At 26.5% G+C, this 3,426-nt stretch carries 3 protein-coding genes; 2 read left to right on the top strand and 1 reads right to left on the bottom strand.

Going from position 1 to position 3,426, the window contains the following annotated elements; all coding sequences use genetic code 11:
• The coding region (locus ACR0P1_RS07625) for a hypothetical protein (RefSeq protein WP_432645808.1) at positions 1–322 on the top strand (322 nt) is incomplete at its 5' end.
• Here ACR0P1_RS07625 and ACR0P1_RS07630 read toward each other — a convergent pair.
• Positions 302–565: a hypothetical protein gene (locus ACR0P1_RS07630; RefSeq protein ID WP_432645809.1), complete on the bottom strand. Its 264-nt coding sequence runs from the start codon at positions 563–565 to the stop codon at positions 302–304. The two genes, ACR0P1_RS07625 and ACR0P1_RS07630, sit on opposite strands and share 21 nt — an antisense overlap.
• Positions 566–673: 108 nt before the next feature.
• On the opposite strand from ACR0P1_RS07630, the gene ACR0P1_RS07635 reads away from it, so the two are divergent.
• Positions 674–3,262 (top strand): primase-helicase family protein, encoded by a 2,589-nt coding sequence (locus ACR0P1_RS07635; protein ID WP_432645810.1) that lies wholly within the window; start codon positions 674–676, stop codon positions 3,260–3,262.
• Positions 3,263–3,426 lie beyond the last annotated feature (164 nt).

Genomic DNA, 3,426 nt, shown 5'->3' on the forward strand with positions numbered 1-3,426 from the left:
AGATAGAGGTAATGATTATGTAGAAGATTTCTATGAGAATCCAGGTGTTGACAATTCATTAGATAATACTGAATTAACTCTTGATTCAATTGTCAGCAGAAATAATAAATATATTCCAAAATGCAGAACAACAATCGTTTGGACATCAAGAAATAATCAAAATCAAGAATATTCTCCAAGAGTTAAGCTTCTGAAGCAAAAATATTGCAATTATCTAAGAGCTAATGGATGTAAATTAACAGTTAAGTATCTAAATTCTGATCACTGTGTGGATACACATCAAAAAAATTATGAATATTTATTAAGAACTATTATTGGTTAGTTTGTCCAATAGTTTCTTAATGGAAATCTTAGATGAAGAAGATTTATTAGTTCTACATTTAAGATATTTCTCATCCTTACTTAATATTCTATATTTAAGTTTAGGAGCTTGATAAAATTCATTAGTAGATGGTGAATAATAAAGATTATCAAATTTGTGATTCTTAAATTCGTTAATTGGAACAACATCTTCAGGAAGATCGTCGATCCATTGCAAATGACTTGTCCTTGCGGTGCTACTCATTTGATGTTGATAAAAAATAAAAAATACAAGGTTAAAATAATTGGATATTTTCAAAATGTAAAAAGGACGTTTTTAAAACCCTAAATTTTATTTTTTTATCGTCACTAAATGAGCGAAAGCTTTGACTACGATTTTATGCCAAAATCAAACAATAATACTGAAGATTCAAATAAATCTAATGAAAATTCAGTTTCTGAAATTAATTTAAATTTAGATTTAGATCTTGATGAAGTTATTGAGACTTTATCACCTGAAGACAAAAAGGAAATTGAAAAATCAAGATATATAGATTCACTGAAATCTAAATCATTAAAAGAACGAATCAATAATCATTTGGTTCCAACTGACAATTACAAGAAATTTTCAACTGATAATTCAATCAAAACTGGTAGTTTAACTTTAGATGAATTTGATTCTAATGATTCAATTACTGGAGCAACAATTTATTTGAATGAAGTTGAATATTTATCTGTAATTGATATTGACATTAATCATCATGAAAATGATTTAATGGATGAAACTGAAGCTAAAAGAACAAGAAAATACATTAAAAATGTATGTAAATCTAATGATTATGTTCTTGCACGGACTCCTTCAGGAGGATTCCATATATATTGTAATAATGATGATAAATTTTTCAATAGATTTGATCCTGAATCAAAGAAGAATTCTTTTGCACAAATCTCTATTGAAAAAGGTTTAGATTTAGATTTATTTACTTCTAGAAATCCAAATAATCGTCAGAATTGTTTAGTTATTGGATCAAAAATCATTTATGATAAAGATCCAACGAAAACAATTAAACAATCGAAATTTATTAATGGTAGTTATGAATGGCCTGTTAGACATTCAATCACAGATGTTTTAAAAACATTCAATTGGATAGAAGCAGTTGAAGATAAATATAATAAACCTAAAACATCTAAACCTGTTAATTCAGAAGAATATAATTATGATAATCCTTCTGAAGAAGTTCTATTAACTTTAATTAATGGATTAAACGGATTCAAAATTCATAATTGTGCACATTCAGGGAAGAAACTTGAAGATGAAGTTGCTTTAATTCATTTCTTCCAGGCAATTAATTGTTTGAATGATAAATTGAAAGAAAAAGCAATTAGAAAAGTTTTTCAGAATAATCTTTTAACTCTTAATGCAAATGATCATTTTGATGAAGTTTGTGATAGTGTTGGTGATGAAAAATCACATATTGGTTGTTTATTTAATATAATCAAGTTTCATAATCCTGATTATTATAAACAATCTATTCTTCCATTAATTGGTGGTGTTCATGTTAAGAAATTTGATATCCTTAATGATCCATTTACAGTTATAGAGTTTACAAAAAAAGCAAGAGCTCATAAATACAAAACTCTAGAAGCTGCTGCTAATGATCTATTAAGATTCATCAGATTCCATTCATTTGAAGATAAAATGTATATCGAAAAGGGTTACAAAATTAATGAAAATGAAGATGATGAATTTGATGAAAATTATGATCCGGAAAATGAAAAGAAATTTATTTCGTTTTCGTATCAAACAGACAAGGCAATCAAGAATGAATTATCAAGAATAGATCTACATATTCCAAAAGGAAAAAATTCTTCTTATAGTGCATGGGATGCGTTTGTGAAATATTCAGAATATTTCCATTTTCATTTCATTACATTTAACGATAAGAGATCCGAAAAGAATTATCAAATAATTTCATATTTCCATGGATTCAATTATCAGAAACTTCAAGAAATTAACCAAGATCTTATAAAAGATTTCTTGATGTTAATTAAGGAAGGTATTTCTAATAATGATCCAGTTGTTTATGATTATATAATCAAATGGATTGCAAATATGATTCAAAATCCTGGAACAAAAAATGAAGTTGGATTAGTTCTTCTTGGAGAACCTGGAACTGGAAAAACTGTGTTTACAGACACTCTCTGTGAATTATTTTCAGGATATTCAGAAACTATCACTGATATTGCTGAATTAACTGGAAATTACACATCAGTTGTTGAAAATAATATGTTGCTAGTAGCTAATGAATTATCATCAGCGAAAGATGAATTTATTAAAGATATGAATTCGTTGAAAGCAATAATTACTGATAGATCTAAAAGAGGAAGAGAAATATATGGAAAATTCCATAATATGAAGAATGTAGCTAATTTAATCTTCTGTTCTAATTTCACAAGACCAATTATTATAGATGATACTGACAGAAGATATTGTGTCATGGATGTTTCAAATAAATTCAAAAGAAACTTCGATTTCTTCAGTAAATTGTGTAAAAATAGAACATCTACATTTTATGATAATTTAATAACTTATTTCTCAAATATAGATCTTTCTGATTTTAATCCTAGAGATTTCCCTGTAACAGAAGAAAGAAAACGATTAATTGGATTATGTAGACCAATTGAAGAGAAATTTATTATTGAAAACTATAAGGGATTTGTTAATGGAATGACTCTTGATGAAGTTAAATTCTGTTATAGAGATTATTTTGGAAGTTTTACAGTTGCTGAATTTAATAAATTTAAAGATAAGATTAAGAGTAAATTTGAAAATGAAGGAAGAAAGAAAGCTTCTAGAATAAATTCAGAAGGAAAAAGACCATATTTATTTGTATTAAAAGAAGAATATGTTGAAACATTTAAACCTATTGATAGTTCAGAAGAGGAGGATTCAGAGTTCTAATTTAAATATATTTTTTTGTTGTTAAATTTAAACTTAATTTAAAGAATTTAAATGTTAAAATCGTTTCATTTTAAAACACCTTAATTTCAGTTTAAAATATCCATATTTTAAAATCCATACCTGGCTTCGCTTGGGATCTTCGATCCCGTACTACTATACAGGTC

The organism is Methanobrevibacter sp., assembly GCF_050872065.1.
In the GTDB taxonomy this organism is placed as follows: Archaea; Methanobacteriota; Methanobacteria; order Methanobacteriales; family Methanobacteriaceae; genus Methanocatella.

Coding starts and splice junctions, on each gene's coding strand:
- ACR0P1_RS07630 (WP_432645809.1), bottom strand. CDS start 565: ATGAGTAGCACCGCAAGGACAAGTCATTTGCAATGGATCGACGATCTT.
- ACR0P1_RS07635 (WP_432645810.1), top strand. CDS start 674: ATGAGCGAAAGCTTTGACTACGATTTTATGCCAAAATCAAACAATAAT.